Annotated in this window: 18 protein-coding genes; 17 read left to right on the forward strand and 1 reads right to left on the reverse strand. The window is 44.7% G+C overall.

Annotated features, from left to right (window positions below; translation table 11 throughout):
- Positions 1-5: 5 nt before the first annotated feature.
- The 4 genes from rsgA (at position 6) to spoVM (ending at position 2,431) form a co-directional block, all read left to right on the forward strand.
- Complete coding sequence (gene rsgA / locus CDO84_RS07530; RefSeq protein ID WP_014663935.1) at positions 6-902, forward strand: ribosome small subunit-dependent GTPase A; 897 nt, start codon at positions 6-8, stop codon at positions 900-902.
- Positions 903-906: 4 nt separating this feature from the next.
- Positions 907-1,557, forward strand: a complete 651-nt coding sequence (gene rpe, locus CDO84_RS07535; RefSeq protein WP_014663936.1) for a ribulose-phosphate 3-epimerase — start codon at positions 907-909, stop codon at positions 1,555-1,557.
- Between the two features lie 76 nt (positions 1,558-1,633).
- The gene (locus tag CDO84_RS07540; RefSeq protein ID WP_040083187.1) at positions 1,634-2,278 is read left to right on the forward strand and encodes a thiamine diphosphokinase; all 645 of its coding nucleotides are present in this window, start codon (positions 1,634-1,636) and stop codon (positions 2,276-2,278) included.
- A gap of 72 nt (positions 2,279-2,350) precedes the next feature.
- Positions 2,351-2,431 (forward strand): stage V sporulation protein SpoVM, encoded by an 81-nt coding sequence (gene spoVM / locus CDO84_RS07545; RefSeq protein ID WP_003221545.1) that lies wholly within the window; start codon positions 2,351-2,353, stop codon positions 2,429-2,431.
- 73 nt (positions 2,432-2,504) lie between these two features.
- On the opposite strand, the gene rpmB is transcribed toward spoVM, so the two are convergent.
- On the reverse strand, positions 2,505-2,693 hold the full coding sequence (gene rpmB, locus CDO84_RS07550) for a 50S ribosomal protein L28 (protein WP_003221548.1): 189 nt from the start codon (positions 2,691-2,693) through the stop codon (positions 2,505-2,507).
- A gap of 276 nt (positions 2,694-2,969) precedes the next feature.
- Here rpmB and CDO84_RS07555 point away from each other — a divergent pair, with 276 nt between their 5' ends.
- From CDO84_RS07555 to ftsY, 13 genes are all read left to right on the forward strand, one after another.
- Positions 2,970-3,332 (forward strand): Asp23/Gls24 family envelope stress response protein, encoded by a 363-nt coding sequence (locus CDO84_RS07555; protein ID WP_014663939.1) that lies wholly within the window; start codon positions 2,970-2,972, stop codon positions 3,330-3,332.
- 15 nt (positions 3,333-3,347) lie between these two features.
- Positions 3,348-5,009, forward strand: coding sequence for a DAK2 domain-containing protein (locus CDO84_RS07560; protein WP_014663940.1), 1,662 nt, complete (start codon positions 3,348-3,350; stop codon positions 5,007-5,009).
- 138 nt (positions 5,010-5,147) lie between these two features.
- Positions 5,148-5,810, forward strand: a complete 663-nt coding sequence (sdaAB, locus tag CDO84_RS07565; protein WP_014663941.1) for an L-serine ammonia-lyase, iron-sulfur-dependent subunit beta — start codon at positions 5,148-5,150, stop codon at positions 5,808-5,810.
- A gap of 24 nt (positions 5,811-5,834) precedes the next feature.
- Positions 5,835-6,737, forward strand: a complete 903-nt coding sequence (sdaAA, locus tag CDO84_RS07570; RefSeq protein ID WP_003232049.1) for an L-serine ammonia-lyase, iron-sulfur-dependent, subunit alpha — start codon at positions 5,835-5,837, stop codon at positions 6,735-6,737.
- Positions 6,715-8,763, forward strand: coding sequence for an ATP-dependent DNA helicase RecG (gene recG / locus CDO84_RS07575; protein ID WP_040083186.1), 2,049 nt, complete (start codon positions 6,715-6,717; stop codon positions 8,761-8,763). Before sdaAA ends, recG begins: the two co-directional genes overlap by 23 nt.
- 108 nt (positions 8,764-8,871) lie before the next feature.
- Positions 8,872-9,438, forward strand: a complete 567-nt coding sequence (gene fapR, locus CDO84_RS07580; protein ID WP_003232044.1) for a transcription factor FapR — start codon at positions 8,872-8,874, stop codon at positions 9,436-9,438.
- 13 nt (positions 9,439-9,451) lie between these two features.
- Positions 9,452-10,453: a phosphate acyltransferase PlsX gene (gene plsX, locus CDO84_RS07585; protein WP_040083185.1), complete on the forward strand. Its 1,002-nt coding sequence runs from the start codon at positions 9,452-9,454 to the stop codon at positions 10,451-10,453.
- A gap of 18 nt (positions 10,454-10,471) precedes the next feature.
- Positions 10,472-11,425 carry an ACP S-malonyltransferase gene (gene fabD / locus CDO84_RS07590; RefSeq protein ID WP_014663944.1) on the forward strand — a complete coding sequence of 318 codons (954 nt, stop codon included), beginning with the start codon at positions 10,472-10,474 and terminating at the stop codon, positions 11,423-11,425.
- Positions 11,418-12,158 carry a 3-oxoacyl-[acyl-carrier-protein] reductase gene (fabG, locus tag CDO84_RS07595; RefSeq protein ID WP_014113766.1) on the forward strand — a complete coding sequence of 247 codons (741 nt, stop codon included), beginning with the start codon at positions 11,418-11,420 and terminating at the stop codon, positions 12,156-12,158. The genes fabD and fabG overlap by 8 nt, the downstream gene beginning before the upstream one ends.
- A gap of 83 nt (positions 12,159-12,241) precedes the next feature.
- Positions 12,242-12,475 carry an acyl carrier protein gene (gene acpP, locus CDO84_RS07600; RefSeq protein ID WP_003154310.1) on the forward strand — a complete coding sequence of 78 codons (234 nt, stop codon included), beginning with the start codon at positions 12,242-12,244 and terminating at the stop codon, positions 12,473-12,475.
- Positions 12,476-12,614: 139 nt separating this feature from the next.
- Positions 12,615-13,364 (forward strand): ribonuclease III, encoded by a 750-nt coding sequence (gene rncS / locus CDO84_RS07605; protein WP_003232030.1) that lies wholly within the window; start codon positions 12,615-12,617, stop codon positions 13,362-13,364.
- Between the two features lie 100 nt (positions 13,365-13,464).
- On the forward strand, positions 13,465-17,025 hold the full coding sequence (smc, locus tag CDO84_RS07610; protein WP_040083184.1) for a chromosome segregation protein SMC: 3,561 nt from the start codon (positions 13,465-13,467) through the stop codon (positions 17,023-17,025).
- A 19-nt stretch (positions 17,026-17,044) separates the two neighbouring features.
- Positions 17,045-18,034, forward strand: coding sequence for a signal recognition particle-docking protein FtsY (ftsY, locus tag CDO84_RS07615; protein WP_014663946.1), 990 nt, complete (start codon positions 17,045-17,047; stop codon positions 18,032-18,034).
- Positions 18,035-18,092 lie beyond the last annotated feature (58 nt).

Raw genomic sequence — 18,092 nt, forward strand, 5'->3', positions numbered from 1 at the left:
AAAATATGCCTGAGGGCAAAATTATTAAGGCGCTAAGCGGCTTTTACTATGTACTGGATGAATCAGAGGATTCAGATAAAGTAATACAATGCAGAGGGAGAGGCATTTTCAGAAAGAACAAAATTACTCCTCTCGTCGGTGATTACGTTGTGTATCAGGCTGAAAATGACAAAGAAGGATATTTGATGGAAATCAAAGAAAGAACCAATGAGCTTATCAGGCCGCCAATTTGCAATGTTGATCAAGCGGTCCTTGTTTTCTCAGCGGTTCAGCCTTCTTTCAGCACGGCGTTGCTCGACCGCTTCCTGGTTCTCGTCGAAGCCAATGATATTCAGCCGATCATATGCATTACTAAAATGGATCTGATTGATGATCAAGATACAGAAGATACGATACAAGCCTACGCAGAAGATTATCGGAATATTGGTTATAACGTGTATCTTACCTCCTCTAAGGACCAAGACAGTTTAGCGGACATCATCCCGCATTTTCAGGATAAAACAACGGTATTTGCCGGTCAATCCGGTGTGGGAAAATCCTCGCTTCTCAACGCGATCAGTCCCGAGCTCGGATTAAGAACAAACGAGATTTCCGAGCATTTGGGCCGCGGGAAACACACAACCCGCCACGTGGAGCTGATACACACGTCCGGAGGCTTGGTTGCGGATACGCCAGGATTCAGCTCGCTTGAATTTACAGACATTGAGGAAGAAGAACTGGGCTATACCTTCCCAGATATAAGAGAAAAAAGCTCTTCCTGCAAATTTAGAGGCTGTTTACATCTAAAAGAGCCGAAATGTGCGGTGAAACAAGCTGTTGAAGACGGGGAAATAAAGCAGTACCGCTATGACCATTATGTTGAATTTATGACGGAGATTAAAGACAGAAAGCCGAGGTATTAGCATAATGATAAAGGTTGCACCATCTATTCTTTCCGCTGATTTTGCTTCTTTAGGCAATGAGATTAAAGATGTAGAAAAAGGCGGAGCTGATTATATTCATATTGATGTTATGGACGGCCATTTTGTCCCGAATATCACAATCGGTCCGCTGATTGTAGAAGCAGTCCGGCCGGTAACGGATCTGCCGCTCGATGTTCATTTAATGATAGAAGCGCCCGATCGCTATATCCCGGCTTTTGCGAAAGCCGGCGCAGATATCCTGTCTGTGCATGCTGAGGCATGTCCGCACCTGCACCGTACCATCCAGCTTATTAAAGAGCAAGGAGTGAAGGCCGGTGTTGTTCTAAACCCGCATACTCCTGTACAAGTCATCGAGCATGTTTTCGATGATCTCGACCTTGTTCTATTAATGACGGTGAACCCAGGGTTCGGCGGACAGAAATTTATTCATTCAGTCCTTCCTAAAATAAAAGAGGTTAAGCGAATGGCGGATGAAAAAGGAAAAAAAGATCTCTTAATTGAAGTAGACGGCGGCGTCAACAAAGAAACCGCTCCGCTAGTCATTGAAGCGGGCGCGAATTTACTCGTAGCCGGTTCAGCTGTTTATGGCCAGTCTGATCGCAAAAAAGCAATTTCTGAAATCAGAGGAAAATAAATAAACAGCTTTAGAAAAGAGCTGGGCATACAATAGCCTAAGCTCTTTTTCCTGTATGCAGAGAAAGGAATCAGAGATGAAAACAATTAATATCGTTGCGGGAGGCCCGAATAATCTCATTCCCGATCTAACCGGCTACTCGGATGAACACGCGCTTTGGATCGGTGTTGACAAAGGCACCGTCACTCTTCTAGATGCCGGGATCATTCCTGTTGAAGCCTTCGGAGATTTTGACAGCATAACAGAGCAAGAACGCCGGCGGATAGAACAAGCCGCTCCCGCCCTTCATGTGTATCAAGCAGAAAAAGATCAAACAGATTTAGACCTCGCCCTTGATTGGGCGCTGGAAAAGCATCCGGATATCATTCAGATTTTCGGCATTACAGGCGGCAGAGCTGATCATTTTTTAGGAAACATTCAGCTTCTGTTTAGAGGTGTAAAAACGAACATAAAAATTAGGCTGATAGACAAACAAAATCATATTCAAATGTTCCCTCCTGGTGAATATGATATTGAGAAGGATGAAAATAAGCGATATATCTCCTTCATACCGTTTTCCGAAGAAATACATGAGCTGACTCTGACTGGTTTTAAATATCCTCTAAATAATTGTCATATTACGCTCGGTTCAACACTATGTATTAGTAACGAACTCATTCATTCACGAGGTACTTTTTCGTTTACAAAAGGCATATTAATAATGATAAGAAGCACGGATTAAGCATGTGCTTTCATTCATTTGCTGAAAACAATGAACAAGGTGGTTACGGGACGTTATAGGAGGGGACAAAAAATGAAATTTTACACCATTAAATTGCCGAAGTTTTTAGGAGGAATTGTCCGGGCGATGCTGGGCTCATTTAGAAAAGATTAATGCCCAGGGGTTCAAAGCCCTCTTTCACCACATAAAAACGCCTGCCACATATTGAGGCAGGCGTTCATTTTTGTTATACACGCTCAACTTTACCGGATTTCAAAGCTCGAGCAGATACATATACTTTTTTAGGTTTTCCGTTCACAAGGATACGAACCTTTTGAAGATTCGCGCCCCAAGTGCGCTTAGAAGCGTTCATTGCGTGAGAACGGTTATTCCCAGCTGTTGTTTTTTTACCTGTGATAACGCATTTACGTGCCATTTGTTTCCCTCCTCACTTGCACAAAACATCTACTTTTTAACATTCATATGATCTTAGATGCTTTCGATATGGATACTTTAAATAATTTACCACAGCTAAAAAACGTTTGCAACTATTGTTTCATCATCTTTCAAGAAAATTCACTTGACATCTTGCGGAAACAGCAGCGCTATAGTATATGTAGAGGTACGGCCAGCAATTATTGCCTGGTCTTTTCATAATGGAAACCATATAGTAGAATAGCTGTAACTCTATGCATTCGAAGGAGGAAATAGTGTGTCCATTGAATTAAGAACGAAGTACGGGCAGATTGATATATCTAATGAAGTCATCGCAATGGTTGCAGGAGGCGCGGCTGTTGATTGCTACGGCATTGTCGGCATGGCTTCTAAAAACCAGATTAAAGACGGACTGACTGAAATCCTTCGGAAAGAGAATTTCAGCAGGGGTGTCCAAGTTCGCCAAGTAGGAGAACAGATACATATCGACATGTATATCATAGTCAGCTACGGCACGAAAATTTCTGAAGTGGCACATAATGTCCAAACAAAAGTAAAGTACACAGTAAATCAAACCATCGGACTCGCAGTGGACTCGGTCAATATTTATGTCCAAGGCGTACGAGTGACGAACCCGTAGTTAGGAGGAGTAGGATTGTCTATTAGAACATTAGACGGCAGAACCTTTGCCGAGATGATTCTTGCGGGAGCGCAGAATCTGTCTCAAAACGCCAGTGCAGTTGATGCGCTGAACGTGTTCCCTGTGCCGGACGGTGATACGGGAACAAATATGAACCTGTCGATGACTTCCGGAGCAAGAGAAGTTGAACAAATGGATACGGATGATATCGGGAAGGTGGGCTCCGCGTTATCTAAAGGACTGCTCATGGGAGCGCGTGGAAATTCAGGAGTCATCCTGTCCCAATTGTTCCGCGGATTCAGCAAAAGCATTGAATCGAAAAAAGAAATTAATTCGCTGGAATTTGCAGCTGCACTGCAAGCAGGTGTAGACATGGCGTATAAAGCTGTCATGAAACCTGTAGAGGGCACCATTTTAACAGTTGCAAAAGACGCTGCGAAAAAAGCGATGGCCTTAGCAGAAAAAGAAACCGATATCACTGCGCTGATGACTGCAGTGACAGAAGAAGCGGAGGCGTCTTTAAACCGCACCCCTGAATTGCTTCCTGTTCTAAAGGAAGTAGGAGTTGTCGACAGCGGGGGCAAAGGCCTGCTTTGTGTGTATGAAGGTTTCCTTGCTTCATTAAAAGGTGAAGCTGTACCTCAGAAAGCAGTTCTTCCGTCACTTGACGACATGGTCAACGCGGAGCATCACAAGAGCGCCCAAAGCATGATGAATACCGAAGATATTGAATTTGGATTCTGTACCGAAGTGATGGTGAGGCTTGATCAGGCAAAAAGAGAATTCGACGAAGGTACGTTCAGGCAAGACCTCAGCCAGTTCGGTGATTCACTGCTCGTGATTGCGGATGAATCGCTGGCGAAGGTTCATATTCATGCTGAAGAGCCTGGGAACGTGTTAAACTACGCCCAGCATTACGGTGAATTGATCAAAATAAAAATAGAAAATATGAGAGAACAGCATACCTCTATCATCAGTCAAGAAAGCAAGCCCGCTGGCAACGAAAAAACGCCGGCAAAACAGCCGTATGGCATTGTAACTGTGGCGATGGGGGAAGGAATTTCAGACCTATTCAAAAGCATCGGCGCTTCTGTTGTGATTGAAGGCGGTCAGACGATGAACCCGAGTACTGAGGATATCGTCGAAGCCGTGAAGTCTGTAAATGCAGAAACGGTGTTTATCCTGCCGAACAACTCTAACATTATTATGGCTGCTAACCAAGCGGCCAGCGTAATGAATGAACAGGTTTTAGTCATTCCGGCCAAAACGGTTCCACAAGGGATGTCAGCACTGCTGGCCTTTAACCCGGATCAAGAAGCTGAAGCGAACGAGACCAATATGCTCAGCGCCATTCAGCAAGTAAAAAGCGGACAGGTGACGTATTCAGTCAGAGATACTCATATTGACGGTAAAGATATTAAAAAAGGCGACTTTATGGGCATTCTGAATGGAACGATTATCGGCACTTCTGAAAATCAACTGTCAGCCGCGAAAATGCTGCTGTCAGAAATGATCGGAGAAGACGATGAAATCGTGACCATTCTATATGGTGAGGATGCGTCTCGGGAAGAAGCCGAGCAGCTTGAAGCATTTCTCAGTGATAAGTACGAGGAGATTGAGGTTGAGATCCACAATGGGAAACAGCCGCTGTATTCGTATATCGTTTCTGCAGAATAGAAGGGCAATTTGCCCTTCTATTCTTATGTCTGCTTTTAAATGCGGCAGCGCTGTAACGCGTCCGCTTGCCATTTTATATCTGATCAATTAGTCTAGAAGCAAAGCGCTAATAAGCTCTGGTTCATAAGGAGGAATAGCATGAAATACAGAAGCGTTTTTGATATTATCGGTCCGGTTATGATCGGTCCGTCCAGCTCTCATACAGCGGGAGCTGCCAGAATCGGGAGAGTGGCCAGAAGTTTATTTGGCAGAGAGCCTGAGCGCATCATCGTATCTTTTTACGGGTCTTTTGCGGAAACGTATAAGGGCCACGGCACAGATGTCGCGATTATCGGCGGATTGCTTGATTTTGATACATTCGACGAACGGATTAAAACCGCTATACAAATTGCAGAAGATAAAGGAATTCATATAGAGTTTCGGGTTGAAGACGCAGTTCCGGTCCATCCGAACACAGCCAAAATCACCATTTCTGATGAAAAGGGAGAGCTTGAGCTGACGGGTATTTCGATTGGCGGAGGAAAGATCGAAATCACAGAATTGAATGGTTTTGAACTCCGGCTGTCAGGAAATCATCCGGCCATATTAGTTGTTCATAATGACAAATTTGGCACCATCGCCGGTGTTGCCAATGTTCTTGCGAAATTTTCAATCAACGTAGGACATATGGAAGTAGCCCGGAAAGATATCGGCCAGCTTGCGCTGATGACAATAGAGGTCGATCAAAATATTGACGACCATATTCTCGACGAGCTGTCAAAGCTGCCGAATATTATTCAAGTGACAAAGATTGCTGACTAGCGAAAGGGTCAGGAGGAGCCAGTTATGTTTCGTAATGTAAAGGAATTAATTGAGATTACTAAAGAAAAACAAATATTGATCTCTGATGTGATGATCGCTCAAGAGATGGAAGTAACAGAAAAAACAAAAGAGGACATTTTTCAGCAGATGGATCATAACCTGTCTGTTATGGAAGCGGCAGTTCAGAAAGGACTCGAGGGAGTGACGAGCCAAACGGGTTTAACGGGCGGAGACGCTGTTAAATTACAGGCTTATATTCGATCAGGAAAAAGCCTGTCTGGCCCGTTGATTTTAGATGCTGTATCGAAAGCCGTTGCAACAAATGAAGTAAATGCAGCTATGGGAACCATCTGTGCGACACCGACTGCAGGTTCTGCCGGTGTGGTGCCCGGCACGTTATTTGCTGTAAAAGAAAAGCTGAATCCAACGAGAGAACAAATGATTCGCTTTTTGTTTACGGCCGGAGCCTTCGGATTTGTCGTCGCCAATAACGCAAGTATTTCCGGTGCTGCCGGAGGATGTCAGGCAGAGGTTGGATCAGCTTCAGGCATGGCGGCTGCGGCCATTGTTGAAATGGCAGGAGGAACACCTGAACAAAGCGCGGAGGCCATGGCCATTACATTAAAAAATATGCTAGGCCTCGTGTGCGACCCTGTAGCGGGGCTTGTTGAGGTGCCCTGCGTGAAACGGAATGCGATGGGCGCGTCAAATGCGATGATCGCCGCTGATATGGCATTGGCGGGCATTACTAGCCGTATTCCATGTGATGAGGTTATCGATGCCATGTATAAAATAGGCCAAACGATGCCAACTGCACTTAGGGAAACAGGCCAGGGCGGTTTAGCGGCCACACCGACTGGAAGAGAGTTAGAGAAAAAAATTTTCGGAGGAGCGCTAGGTTCACGTGAAACAACATCAGCAAACTAGTATAGCTAACATTAAGGGTATTGGGCCGGAAACAGAAAAAACATTACACGAACTCGGAATTTATGACATTTCTGATCTTCTGAATTATTTCCCTCATCGCTATGATGACTATGAGCTGAGGGATTTAGAAGAAGTAGCGCATGATGAAAGAGTGACAGTCGAAGGGAAGGTTCATTCAGAGCCTTCTCTTACCTATTACGGAAAAAAACGAAACAGGCTGACATTTCGGGTTCTTGTCGGCAACTATTTAATCACAGCCGTATGTTTTAACAGGCCTTATTTGAAGAAAAAGCTTTCGCTGGGCTCTGTCGTGACGGTCTCAGGTAAATGGGACAAGCACCGCCAAACGATCTCTGTACAGGAGTTGAAAAACGGGCCGCATCAAGAGGATAAAAGCATTGAACCAGTGTATTCTGTGAAAGAAAATGTTACCGTCAAAATGATGAGGCGCTTTATTCAGCAGGCGCTGACCCAATATGCAGAATCACTTCCTGATCCTCTTCCGGAAAAGCTAAGAAAAAGCTATAAACTGCCTGACTATTATCAGGCGTTAAAAGCAATGCACCAGCCGGAAACAAGGGAAGCATTAAAGCTTGCCAGACGACGGTTTGTTTACGAAGAATTTTTGCTGTTTCAGTTGAAAATGCAGGCGTTCCGAAAGGCGGAAAGAGAGCAGACACAAGGGATACGGCAGGTTTTTTCAAACGAAGAACTCATGAGATTTATCAAAAGCCTCCCGTTTCTCCTCACAAATGCCCAGTCACGCGTTCTTCGCGAAATAACAGCAGACATGTCTTCTCCATACAGAATGAACCGTCTTCTTCAAGGGGACGTTGGATCAGGAAAAACAGCAGTCGCTGCGATTGCGCTGTATGCCGCGATCTTATCCGGATACCAAGGAGCGCTCATGGTGCCGACAGAAATTCTGGCCGAACAGCATGCTGATTCGCTTGTTTCACTATTTGAAAAATGGGATGTCAGCGTGGCTCTTTTGACAAGCTCCGTTAAAGGGAAGCGGCGAAAAGAATTGCTTGAGCGTCTTGCGGCGGGAGAGATTGATATTCTTGTAGGAACCCACGCTTTAATCCAAGATGAGGTGGAGTTTAAGGCGCTGAGTCTTGTTATTACAGATGAACAGCATCGTTTTGGGGTTGAGCAGCGCAAAAAGCTTCGGAACAAAGGGCAGGATCCCGATGTTCTCTTTATGACAGCCACTCCGATTCCAAGAACGTTAGCGATCACAGTGTTCGGTGAAATGGACGTATCAGTTATTGATGAGATGCCGGCTGGACGAAAGCAAATCGAAACCTATTGGGTAAAACATGACATGCTGGATCGCATTTTGGCATTTGTCGAAAAAGAATTAAAGCAAGGCAGACAGGCTTATATCATCTGTCCGCTGATTGAAGAATCAGACAAGCTCGATGTGCAAAACGTCATTGACGTGTACAATATGCTTTCTGATATTTTTAGGGGGAAATGGAACGTCGGCCTTATGCACGGAAAGCTGCATTCAGATGAAAAAGACCAGGTCATGAGAGAATTCAGCGCCAATCATTGTCAAATTCTCGTATCCACCACTGTCGTTGAGGTCGGCGTGAATGTTCCGAATGCAACGATTATGGTGATTTATGACGCCGACCGTTTCGGTCTGTCACAGCTTCACCAGCTGCGCGGCCGAGTCGGACGGGGGAAACATCAATCTTTCTGTATTCTGATGGCTGATCCAAAATCAGAAACAGGGAAAGAACGGATGAGGATCATGTCGGAGACCAATGACGGGTTCGAGCTGTCTGAAAAGGATCTGGAACTGAGGGGTCCCGGTGATTTCTTTGGGAAAAAACAAAGCGGAATGCCGGAATTCAAGGTGGCGGACATGGTTCATGATTACAGAGCGCTTGAAACGGCAAGGCAGGATGCTGCGAATCTTGTGGCTTCCGACGCGTTCTGGAAGGAGCCGGAATACGCTGTGTTAAGAGAGCATTTGCTGAAGAGCGGAGTAATGGACGGGGAAAAATTAAGCTGAGCATCAGAAGTTTTTGGTGTTCAGCCAGAAACAATCGTTGCATTCCAATCTATGAAATTATATACTACTATTAGTACCTAGTCTTAATTGTCCGGATGGTGTTTAGATATGAGAAGAAATAAGAGAGAACGCCAGGAATTACTTCAGCAGACGATTCAAGCAACCCCTTTTATTACAGATGAAGAATTAGCTGGTAAATTCGGGGTGAGCATCCAGACGATACGTTTGGACCGCTTAGAGCTTTCCATACCGGAGCTGAGAGAAAGAATTAAGAACGTGGCAGAGAAAACACTTGAGGACGAAGTAAAGTCCCTGTCACTTGATGAAGTTATCGGAGAAATTATTGACCTTGAGCTGGATGATCAGGCGATATCCATTTTAGAAATAAAACAGGAGCATGTGTTCAGCCGGAATCAGATTGCGAGAGGACACCATTTATTTGCACAGGCGAATTCTTTGGCCGTTGCAGTCATTGATGACGAGCTGGCGCTGACTGCAAGTGCAGACATCCGCTTTACAAGACAGGTAAAGCAGGGAGAACGCGTCGTAGCGAAAGCGAAAGTAACGGCTGTCGAAAAAGAAAAAGGAAGAACGGTTGTCGAAGTGAACAGCTACGTTGGCGAAGAAATTGTTTTTTCTGGACGCTTTGACATGTATCGTTCAAAACATTCATAAAGGTGGAGCATGCATGAGAATAGCTGTAGATGCAATGGGAGGAGACCACGCTCCCAAAGCTGTTATTGACGGAGTTATAAAAGGTATAGAGGCATTTGATGATCTCCATATCACACTTGTCGGTGACAAAGCAACGATAGAATCACATTTAACAACAACATCAGATCGCATCACGGTGCTGCACGCAGATGAAGTGATTGAGCCTACGGATGAACCGGTCCGCGCCGTGCGAAGAAAAAAGAACTCATCAATGGTTCTTATGGCGCTGGAGGTTGCGGAAAACAGAGCTGACGCCTGCATTTCAGCAGGGAATACCGGTGCGTTAATGACAGCCGGTCTCTTTATCGTCGGAAGAATTAAAGGAATTGACCGTCCGGCGCTTGCCCCGACACTTCCGACCGTTTCGGGAGGCGGATTTCTTCTGCTTGATGTCGGCGCCAATGTCGATGCCAAACCGGAGCACCTCGTTCAATACGCCATCATGGGCTCTGTTTATTCTCAGCAAGTGCGCGGTGTCTCTTCACCGAGAGTCGGGCTTTTAAATATCGGAACAGAAGATAAAAAAGGAAACGAACTGACGAAACAAACGTTTCAAATGTTAAAAGAAACAGAGAACATCAATTTTATCGGAAACGTGGAAGCGCGAGACCTATTAGATGATGTGGCGGATGTTGTAGTAACAGACGGCTTTACCGGGAATGTTACACTCAAAACGCTGGAAGGCTCTGCATTGTCTATTTTTAAAATGATGAGAGAAGTAATGACTTCTACTTTCACATCCAAGCTTGCAGCAGCTGTGCTGAAGCCAAAGTTGAAAGAAATGAAAATGAAAATGGAGTACTCGAATTATGGTGGAGCAAGCCTTTTTGGCTTAAAAGCCCCTGTGATCAAGGCGCACGGCTCATCAGATTCTCATGCAGTATTTCATGCGATTCGGCAAGCAAGAGAGATGGTCAGCCAAAATGTGGCTGAACTCATTCAGGAAGAAGTAAAAGAAGAAAAAACAGATGAGTAGTCTGGAGGTTTTTACATCATGAGTAAGATTGCATTTTTATTCCCGGGTCAGGGTTCACAATTTATCGGCATGGGAAAAGAGCTTTATGAGCAGGTGCCTGCTGCAAAGCGTCTGTTTGATGAAGCCGATGAAACATTAGAAACAAAACTCAGCTCGCTTATTTTTGAGGGTGCTGCTGAAGAATTAACACTTACATACAATGCGCAGCCTGCTTTGCTTACGACAAGCATTGCTGTTCTTGAGAAATTTAAAGAATCTGGCATTACACCTGATTTCACAGCAGGGCACAGCCTTGGTGAATATTCTGCACTGGTTGCGGCTGGCGCCCTGTCCTTCAAAGATGCTGTTTACACCGTCAGAAAACGCGGAGAGTTTATGAATGAAGCGGTACCGGCTGGCGAAGGAGCAATGGCTGCGATTCTCGGCATGGATGCTGAAGCGTTAAAGCAAGTAACTGATAAAGTCACGAAGGAAGGCAACCTTGTGCAGCTTGCGAATCTCAACTGTCCTGGACAAATCGTTATTTCCGGAACAGCTAAAGGGGTTGAGCTTGCATCTGAACTGGCAAAAGAGAATGGTGCAAAACGCGCGATTCCGCTTGAAGTAAGCGGTCCGTTCCATTCCGAACTGATGAAACCGGCAGCTGAAAAGCTGAAAGAGGTATTGGATGCCTGTGACATAAAAGACGCTGACGTTCCGGTCATCTCAAATGTTTCTGCTGACCTGATGACTGAAAAAGCTGAAATCAAACAAAAACTCATTGAGCAGCTTTACTCTCCTGTTCGTTTTGAGGAGAGCATTAACAAGCTGATTGCAGAGGGCGTTACGACTTTTGTTGAAATCGGTCCCGGAAAAGTGCTTTCAGGCCTAGTGAAAAAAGTAAACAGACGATTAAAAACAATTGCTGTATCAGATCCGGAAACGATCGAGCTGGCAATTCAAACGCTTAAGGAGGAGAATGATAATGCTTAATGATAAAACGGCTATTGTCACTGGCGCATCCCGCGGAATTGGCCGCTCAATCGCCCTTGACCTGGCAAAAAGCGGCGCGAATGTTGTCGTGAACTACTCCGGCAATGAAGCGAAAGCAAATGAAGTGGTTGATGAAATCAAATCAATGGGCAGAAAAGCAATTGCTGTCAAAGCGGATGTATCAAATCCCGAAGATGTACAAAACATGATAAAAGAAACGCTTTCTGTTTTTTCTACGATTGATATTCTGGTTAATAATGCGGGAATTACAAGAGACAATCTCATCATGAGAATGAAGGAAGACGAATGGGATGATGTCATTAACATTAACCTGAAGGGTGTTTTCAACTGCACAAAAGCTGTGACAAGACAAATGATGAAACAGCGTTCAGGACGTATTATTAACGTATCGTCTATCGTAGGCGTCAGCGGAAACCCTGGACAAGCCAACTACGTGGCTGCAAAAGCCGGCGTCATCGGTTTAACCAAATCTTCCGCTAAAGAGCTGGCCAGCCGAAATATTACGGTAAATGCGATAGCGCCAGGATTTATCTCAACCGATATGACAGATAAACTTGCAAAAGACGTTCAAGATGAAATGCTGAAACAAATTCCGCTCGCGCGCTTTGGCGAACCCGGCGATGTCAGCAGTGTTGTCACGTTCCTTGCTTCAGAGGGAGCACGTTACATGACAGGCCAAACACTTCATATTGACGGCGGAATGGTGATGTAAGTTTTTTCTCGAAAATTTCATCATAGTTTCTCTAGTTTTTTAAAAACGAATCCACTATAATACTTGAGGGGAGGTGAATTGCTATGGCAGATACATTAGAGCGTGTAACGAAAATCATCGTAGATCGCCTTGGCGTTGATGAAGCAGACGTCAAACTTGAAGCTTCTTTCAAGGAAGACTTAGGTGCTGATTCCCTAGATGTAGTTGAGCTTGTTATGGAACTTGAAGACGAGTTTGATATGGAAATTTCTGACGAAGATGCTGAAAAGATTGCAACAGTCGGCGACGCTGTGAACTACATACAAAACCAGCAATAAGCTGATGCTAAAAGTCCCGCCGAAACGCGGGGCTTTAGCCCTTTATTCGTGCAGTTATTACAGCATGCCGCTTTTACGCGCGCTGTATCCGGTTTAGTCAGGGAAGCGCGGTGAACCTGATGTGCCTATGGAGGTTACTATGTCAAAACACTCACATTATAAAGATAAAAAAAAGTTCTATAAAAAAGTAGAACAATTTAAAGAGTTTCAAGAACGGATTTCGGTTCACTTTCAAAATGAAAAGCTTTTGTATCAAGCATTTACACATTCATCTTATGTGAATGAGCATCGGAAAAAGCCGTATGAAGATAATGAAAGGCTTGAATTTTTAGGTGACGCTGTTTTGGAACTGACGATCTCCAGATTCTTATTTGCCAAATACCCGGCTATGAGTGAAGGAGATTTGACGAAATTGAGAGCCGCAATTGTTTGCGAACCGTCTCTCGTTTCATTGGCTCACGAACTGTCATTCGGCGACCTTGTCCTGTTGGGAAAAGGTGAGGAAATGACAGGCGGAAGAAAGCGTCCTGCTCTATTGGCAGATGTTTTTGAGGCATTTATCGGAGCCTTGTATCTTGACCAAGGATTAGAGCCGGTCGAAAGTTTCTTAAAAGTTTATGTGTTCCCTAAAATTAACGATGGTGCTTTTTCTCATGTGATGGATTTCAAAAGCCAGCTGCAGGAATACGTGCAGCGGGACGGCAAAGGCTCTCTGGAGTATAAAATCTCCAACGAAAAAGGACCTGCGCACAACCGTGAATTTGAAGCCATCGTATCTCTAAAAGGTGAACCACTCGGAGTCGGAAACGGCCGTTCAAAGAAAGAAGCCGAACAGCACGCTGCTCAGGAAGCTTTAGCTAAATTGCAAAAACACCATACGAAACAATAAAATCCCCCTTATAATTCAGGGGGATTTCAGTATGTATGCCGTCTTATTTCACCAATGTTTATGATAGAATTGAAATACTTATTACATAAGGAGGATCGCTATGTTCCTCAAACGTTTAGACGTTATAGGATTTAAATCATTTGCAGAACGGATTTCCGTAGACTTCGTGAAAGGCGTGACAGCGGTTGTCGGCCCGAACGGAAGCGGAAAAAGCAACATCACGGATGCCATTCGCTGGGTTCTCGGCGAACAATCGGCACGCTCTCTTCGCGGCGGAAAAATGGAAGACATTATTTTTGCCGGCAGTGATTCAAGAAAGCGATTAAATCTAGCTGAAGTTACGCTTACTCTTGATAATGACGATCATTTCTTGCCAATTGACTTCCACGAGGTTAGTGTCACAAGACGTGTGTACAGATCAGGCGAAAGTGAGTTTCTGATTAACAATCAGCCATGCCGCTTAAAAGATATTATTGATTTATTTATGGACTCCGGCCTTGGTAAAGAAGCATTTTCTATTATCAGCCAAGGGAAAGTGGAAGAGATTTTAAGCAGCAAAGCAGAGGATCGCCGCAGTATCTTTGAAGAAGCGGCCGGGGTGCTTAAATATAAAACGAGAAAGAAAAAAGCAGAAAATAAACTGTTTGAAACACAGGACAACCTAAATCGGGTAGAAGATATCTTACATGAGCTTGAAGGACAGGTTGAACCTCTTAAAATTCAAGCTTCCATCGCGAAAGATTACCTTGAGAAAAAGAAAGAGCTGGAGCATGTTGAAATTGCGCTGACTGCCTATGATATCGAAGAGCTGCATGGCAAATGGTCAACGCTTAAAGAGAAAGTGCAGCTCGCAAAGGAAGAAGAGCTCGCTGAATCGTCTGCGATTTCTGCGAAAGAAGCGAAAATCGAAGATGCGCGAGATAAAATTCAAGCGCTTGATGAATCAGTAGATGAGCTCCAGCAAGTTTTACTGGTAACAAGTGAAGAGCTGGAAAAGCTTGAAGGCCGTAAAGAAGTCCTGAAAGAACGAAAGAAAAACGCTGTGCAAAACCAAGAACAGCTTGAAGAAGCCATCGTTCAGTTCCAGCAAAAAGAAACGGTGCTGAAAGAAGAGCTTGCGAAGCAGGAAGCTGTCTTCGAAACACTTCAAGCAGAGGTGAAACTTCTAAGGGCTCAAGTAAAAGAAAAACAGCAGGCTCTAAGTCTTCACAACGAAAATGTCGAAGAGAAAATCGAGCAGCTGAAAAGTGATTACTTTGAGCTGTTAAACAGCCAGGCTTCGATTCGCAACGAGCTCCAGCTCCTAGATGATCAGATGTCCCAATCTGCTGTCACATTGCAGAGACTCGCGGACAACAATGAAAAGCATATACAGGAACGGCGTGATATTTCTGCGCGAAAAGCAGCATGTGAAACGGAGTTTGCCCAAATTGAGCAGGAGATTCACAGCCAAGTTGGTGCATATCGTGATATGCAGACAAAATATGAGCAGAAAAAGCGCCAATACGAAAAAAATGAATCCGCTCTGTATCAGGCATACCAATATGTTCAGCAAGCGAGAGCAAAAAAGGACATGCTTGAGACGATGCAGGGGGATTTCTCCGGCTTTTATCAAGGTGTTAAAGAAGTGCTGAAAGCGAAAGAGCGCCTTGGCGGAATTCGCGGAGCGGTCCTTGAGCTGATCTCGACAGAACGGAAGTATGAAACGGCCATTGAAATAGCGCTCGGCGCTTCTGCTCAACACGTCGTGACCGACGATGAACAGTCTGCCCGCAAAGCGATTCAATATTTAAAGCAGAATTCCTTCGGCCGGGCGACGTTTTTGCCTCTTTCTGTTATTAGAGACCGCCAGTTGCAAAGCCGTGACGCGGAAACAGCCGCTCGGCACTCATCATTTCTCGGGGTTGCCAGTGAACTTGTCACATTTGATCCTGCATATCGAAGCGTCATCCAAAACCTTCTTGGGACCGTGCTGATCACAGAGGATTTAAAGGGTGCAAACGAGCTTGCGAAGCTTCTCGGGCACCGGTACCGCATCGTAACCCTTGAGGGAGATGTTGTGAACCCTGGTGGCTCAATGACGGGCGGCGCGGTTAAAAAGAAAAATAACTCCCTTCTCGGAAGAAGCCGGGAGCTAGAAGATGTGACGAAACGGCTCGCTGAAATGGAAGAGAAAACTGCTCTGCTTGAACAAGAGGTCAAAACCCTTAAGCACTCCATTCAGGATATGGAGAAAAAACTGGCTGACTTAAGAGAAACCGGAGAAAGCTTAAGGTTAAAGCAGCAGGATGTGAAGGGCCAGCTGTACGAACTTCAAGTTGCCGAGAAAAATATCAATACCCATTTAGAGCTCTATGATCAAGAAAAATCTGCTCTGTCAGAAAGCGATGAAGAGAAAAAAGCGCGCAAACGCAAGCTTGAAGAAGAGCTCTCAGCCGTATCTGAAAAGATGAAGCTTCTTGAAGAGGACATAGACAGACTGACAAAACAAAAACAATCGCAATCCTCAACGAAAGAGTCTCTCTCCAACGAGCTGACTGAGCTGAAGATCACAGCGGCCAAAAAAGAGCAGGCATGCAAGGGGGAAGAGGACAACCTTGCCAGATTGAAGAAAGAGCTCACAGAAACTGAGTTTGCGTTAAAAGAAGCAAGAGAAGACTTGAGCTTCTTAACGTCAGAGATGTCATCAAGCACCAGCGGTGAAGAAAAGCTGGAAGAAGCCGCAAAACACAAATTGAATGACAAAACGAAAACGATCGAACTGATTGCGTTAAGGCGCGATCAGCGCATCAAGCTTCAGCATGGGCTTGATACGTATGAGCGTGAGCTAAAAGAAATGAAACGCCTGTATAAACAAAAAACAACACTCTTAAAAGACGAGGAAGTCAAACTTGGGCGAATGGAAGTAGAGCTCGATAATTTACTCCAGTACTTGCGGGAGGAATACAGCTTGTCCTTTGAGGGGGCAAAAGAGAAATATCAGCTTGAAACTGATCCAGAGGAAGCCAGAAAGCGCGTGAAGCTGATTAAACTCGCAATTGAAGAGCTTGGTACCGTGAACCTCGGAAGCATAGATGAGTTTGAGAGGGTCAACGAACGGTACAAGTTTCTGTCGGAACAAAAAGAAGATTTAACAGAAGCGAAAAATACCCTGTTCCAAGTGATTGAAGAAATGGATGAAGAAATGACGAAACGCTTTAACGACACATTCGTCCAAATCCGCTCACACTTTGATCAAGTCTTCCGCTCCTTATTCGGAGGGGGGCGAGCTGAATTGAGGCTCACCGATCCTAACGATCTGCTTCACTCAGGAGTTGAGATTATCGCACAGCCGCCGGGGAAAAAGCTGCAAAACTTAAACCTCCTGTCAGGCGGAGAGCGTGCGCTTACGGCTATAGCGCTCTTATTCTCAATTTTAAAGGTACGTCCAGTGCCGTTTTGCGTCCTTGACGAAGTAGAGGCTGCGCTTGACGAAGCGAATGTGTTCCGGTTTGCGCAGTATTTAAAAAGATACAGCAGAGATACCCAGTTTATTGTGATTACCCACAGAAAAGGGACGATGGAGGAAGCGGATGTCCTATACGGCGTAACAATGCAGGAGTCCGGTGTGTCCAAGGTAATCTCAGTTAAGCTGGAAGAAACAAAAGAATTCGTTCAGTAACGAGGAAAGAGGTTAAAAGATGAGCTTTTTTAAAAAATTAAAAGAGAAAATCACAAAACAGACAGATTCCGTATCTGAAAAGTTTAAGGATGGCCTTGAAAAAACAAGAAACTCCTTTCAAAACAAAGTGAATGATCTTGTATCCCGTTACCGTAAAGTGGATGAGGATTTCTTCGAAGAGCTTGAAGAGGTTCTTATCAGCGCGGATGTCGGTTTTACAACCGTTATGGAATTGATAGATGAACTAAAAAAAGAAGTCAAACGCAGAAATATCCAAGATCCGAAGGAAGTCCAGTCAGTCATTTCTGAGAAACTGGTCGAGATTTATAACAGCGGAGATGAGCAAATTTCAGAGCTGAATATCCAGGATGGGCGTTTAAACGTAATCCTTCTGGTAGGTGTAAACGGCGTTGGGAAAACGACAACGATCGGAAAGCTTGCTCATAAAATGAAACAAGAAGGAAAATCTGTCGTGCTTGCTGCCGGAGACACTTTTAGAGCGGGAGCCATTGAACAGCTGGAAGTATGGGGAGAGCGTACAGGAGTGCCTGTCATTAAGCAGACGGCCGGAAGCGATCCGGCGGCTGTCATCTACGATGCTGTTCATGCTGCAAAAGCAAGAAATGCCGATGTATTAATTTGTGATACGGCAGGTCGTCTCCAAAACAAAGTCAATCTCATGAAAGAGCTTGAAAAAGTGAAACGTGTTATCGAAAGAGAGGTTCCTGAAGCGCCGCATGAGGTGCTGCTTGCCCTTGATGCCACAACTGGCCAAAATGCAATGGCCCAGGCAAAAGAGTTCTCTAAAGCGACAAATGTTACCGGCATTGCTTTAACGAAGCTTGATGGTACGGCAAAAGGCGGTATCGTCCTTGCGATTCGCAACGAGCTTCACATCCCGGTTAAACTAGTCGGGTTAGGTGAAAAAGTTGATGACCTCCAGGAATTTGATCCAGAATCGTATGTGTACGGGCTCTTTTCAGATTTAGTGGAAAAAGCCGAGGATTAATGAATAAAAAGCGAGTATAAAATGGACAGTTTTATACTCGTTTTTTTATACGCATTGA

Origin of the sequence: Bacillus sp. MD-5, from assembly GCF_002201875.1 — a bacterium.
In the GTDB taxonomy this organism is placed as follows: domain Bacteria; phylum Bacillota; class Bacilli; order Bacillales; family Bacillaceae; genus Bacillus; species Bacillus stercoris.

Bases quoted from the DNA above. Each gene is read 5' to 3' on its own strand.
- sdaAB (WP_014663941.1), top strand. From the start codon at position 5,148: ATGAAATACAGAAGCGTTTTTGATATTATCGGTCCGGTTATGATCGGT.
- fabD (WP_014663944.1), top strand. From the start codon at position 10,472: ATGAGTAAGATTGCATTTTTATTCCCGGGTCAGGGTTCACAATTTATC.
- rpe (WP_014663936.1), top strand. From the start codon at position 907: ATGATAAAGGTTGCACCATCTATTCTTTCCGCTGATTTTGCTTCTTTA.
- rncS (WP_003232030.1), top strand. From the start codon at position 12,615: ATGTCAAAACACTCACATTATAAAGATAAAAAAAAGTTCTATAAAAAA.
- smc (WP_040083184.1), top strand. From the start codon at position 13,465: ATGTTCCTCAAACGTTTAGACGTTATAGGATTTAAATCATTTGCAGAA.
- CDO84_RS07540 (WP_040083187.1), top strand. From the start codon at position 1,634: ATGAAAACAATTAATATCGTTGCGGGAGGCCCGAATAATCTCATTCCC.
- plsX (WP_040083185.1), top strand. From the start codon at position 9,452: ATGAGAATAGCTGTAGATGCAATGGGAGGAGACCACGCTCCCAAAGCT.
- rpmB (WP_003221548.1), bottom strand. From the start codon at position 2,693: ATGGCACGTAAATGCGTTATCACAGGTAAAAAAACAACAGCTGGGAAT.
- fapR (WP_003232044.1), top strand. From the start codon at position 8,872: ATGAGAAGAAATAAGAGAGAACGCCAGGAATTACTTCAGCAGACGATT.
- spoVM (WP_003221545.1), top strand. From the start codon at position 2,351: ATGAAATTTTACACCATTAAATTGCCGAAGTTTTTAGGAGGAATTGTC.
- fabG (WP_014113766.1), top strand. From the start codon at position 11,418: ATGCTTAATGATAAAACGGCTATTGTCACTGGCGCATCCCGCGGAATT.
- ftsY (WP_014663946.1), top strand. From the start codon at position 17,045: ATGAGCTTTTTTAAAAAATTAAAAGAGAAAATCACAAAACAGACAGAT.
- acpP (WP_003154310.1), top strand. From the start codon at position 12,242: ATGGCAGATACATTAGAGCGTGTAACGAAAATCATCGTAGATCGCCTT.
- rsgA (WP_014663935.1), top strand. From the start codon at position 6: ATGCCTGAGGGCAAAATTATTAAGGCGCTAAGCGGCTTTTACTATGTA.
- sdaAA (WP_003232049.1), top strand. From the start codon at position 5,835: ATGTTTCGTAATGTAAAGGAATTAATTGAGATTACTAAAGAAAAACAA.